This is a genomic window from Arthrobacter sp. 10T413_2 (assembly GCF_056394205.1).
This window is the reverse complement of the sequence record NZ_JBFTHK010000307.1, coordinates 1-2,529: the sequence shown is the minus strand read 5'-3', so window position 1 is coordinate 2,529 and position 2,529 is coordinate 1. Positions and strand designations below refer to the sequence as shown.

Annotated in this window: 1 protein-coding gene and 1 pseudogene; both read right to left on the bottom strand. The window is 72.6% G+C overall.

Annotation, left to right across the window (positions count from 1 at the left end):
* Positions 1 to 843 (bottom strand): annotated as a pseudogene (gene nadC, locus AC1DBQ_RS22880) (carboxylating nicotinate-nucleotide diphosphorylase); the annotation flags it as partial.
* Between the two features lie 35 nt (positions 844 to 878).
* A partial coding sequence (locus AC1DBQ_RS22875) for an L-aspartate oxidase (protein ID WP_476930687.1) occupies positions 879 to 2,529 on the bottom strand: 1,651 nt, incomplete at its 5' end.

The window sequence follows — 2,529 nt, the reverse complement described above, 5'->3', positions numbered from 1 at the left end:
CGCTGTGGGTCAGGCCGCCGATCGAGATGACGTCCACCCGGTGGCCGCGATGTCCGCCACGGTGGCGAGGTTGACGTTKCCGCTGGCTTCGACGCGGGCCCTGCCGTCCACCAGCCGGACGCCGGCCGCCAGCTCGGCCAGGGAGAAGTTGTCCAGCATGATGGTGTCCACCCCGGCGGCCAGGACCGGCTYGATCTGCTCCATGGTGTCCACTTCCACCTCGAAGTGAGTCGTGTGGCCGAGCTGTGCCTTGGCGCGGCGCAGCACCTCGGTGAGCTTCGCCGGATCGCCCCCGGTGAGGACCGCCAGGTGGTTGTCTTTGGCCAGGACGGCGTCCGAKAGGCTGAAGCGGTGGTTGGCGCCGCCGCCGCAGCGCACGGCGTAGCGTTCCAGAACCCGGAGCCCCGGCGTCGTCTTGCGGGTGTCGGTGATTCGTGCGCCGGTACCGTCCACGAGAGCCACGAACTCGGCGGTCCTGGTGGCGATAGCGCTCATCCGCTGCACCAGGTTCAGCCCGACGCGTTCGGCCAGCAGCACGGCGCGGGCGTTCCCGGTCACCCGGGCCAGGGCCGTTCCGGCGACAAAGGACTCGCCGTCATTGACCAGGAGTTCGACGACGGCGTCAGGGTCRGTCAGCGTCATCGCCGCGGCGAACACCTCGCCGCCGCTCAGCACGCCGGGAACACGGGCGTTCAATACCGCCGTCGCGCGCGCCTGTGCGGGGATGAGCGTCTGCGAGGTGATGTCGCCGTACGGGGCGTCTTCCTGGAGCGCCGTGTGGAGGACGGCCAGGACGGCGGCCTTGGGCAGGCTCCCGGCGAGCGCCGCGGTGCGGGAGGGCAGGGTTTCCGGGGCAGCGGTTGCGTGGGCAGTGGTGGTCACGAGGAAATCCTTTGCATGGAATGGGTGAGGGCTGAGGCGTTGTCCGTGTCCGCCCGGTAGTGGGCTCCGACGGACTGCGTGCGGTTCAGGGCAGCCGCCACAAGCAAGCGGGCCGCGAGGAGCAGGTTCCGGTCCTCGTGGGCATCCTGATCGAGGCCGGCATCGGGAGCGGTCTCAGAATGGACAACGGCGTCCCAGGCCGCAAGCACGGTCTCCGCCTCCCGCAGTTGCTCCCCGCTGCGCATTACCCCGGMGTCCGCCGTCATCAACCGCCGAAGAGCGTCGCGCGAGAAAACCCCGTACGCGGATACCGACTTCACAAAATCTTCGGACACGCTCGCTGAAGTGTCCTCCCCTGACGTGAAGTCGTGCGACGGCGCTGCGGAAGCGTGCGTCAAGGGGAGGCCGCCCGCGGCCGAGACAGCACGCGGAGCAGTGGTGTCGTGCGACGGGTCGGCGCGCAGGAAGTCCTCGACGGCGCGGCGGCCGAACACGAGCCCCTCCAGCAGCGAGTTGCTCGCCAGCCGGTTGGCCCCCTGGGCGCCCGTGCGGGCGGCCTCGCCGGCGGCATACAGGCCCGGAACGGACGTGCGGCCCCACAGATCCGTGCAGACGCCGCCCATCCAGTAGTGGGCTGCCGGGGACACGGGTACCGGCTCGGCCGTCCAGTCATACCCGGCGGCGCGGGTGGCGGCCGTGATGGTCGGGAACCGCCGGGCGAGGAAGCCCGTGCCGCGGGCGGACTCGATCCCGCGCGCGTCCAGGTAGACCGGGCTGTCCGGGGCGGCGCCCGTGGCGGCCAGGTGGAGGGCGATGCTTCGGGAGACGACGTCGCGCGGGGCGAGCTCGGCGTCCGGGTGGTAGTCCGGCATGAAGCGGTAGCCCGCGGAGTCCAGCAGCACCGCCCCCTCGCCGCGGACCGCTTCGGAGATGAGCAGGGCCGGCGGCCCGCCCGGAACCTCCTCGGCGGCAAGGGTGGTGGGGTGGAACTGGAAGAACTCGAGGTCCCGCACCGCGGCGCCGGCACGCCAGGCCAGGGCGAGGCCGTCGGCGGTKGCGACGGAGGGGTTGCTCGTGCGGGCAAACAGCCGGCCGGCACCCCCGGTGGCGAGGAGGACGGCGTCGGCGGCCAGCCGGTGGGTCCGGCCACCGGCCAGATATTCCACGCCCGTAACCCGGGCCGGCGTCGTGCTGCCCGGCCGTGGGGGCGATCCGGGCTGGCCGTCCGGCACGGCGTCGGTCAGGAGATCCGTGACGAACGCGCTGGTCTCCACCCGGAGGCGGCCCTGGACGGCCCGTTCCAGGACGGCGGCGACGAGCCCGCGGGCGATGCAGGCGCCCGTCGCGTCCCCGCCGGCGTGGAGGATGCGCGGCGCCGAATGCGCGGCTTCGAGGCCCAGGGCCGGGCCGCCCTCGGGACGGGCGTCAAAATGCACGCCGTAGCGGCCCAGGCCGGCGATGTCACGGACAGCCTCCGTGCACAGGACCCGGACGGCCTCGGCATCGTTGAGCCCGGCGCCGGCGGCGAGGGTGTCGGCGATGTGGGCGGCTACGGAGTCCCCGGGGGCGGCGTCCCCCGGCGCCAGGACGGCAGAGACTCCGCCCTGGGCATAGAAGGTGTTGCTTTGCTCCAGCGTCCCCTTGCTC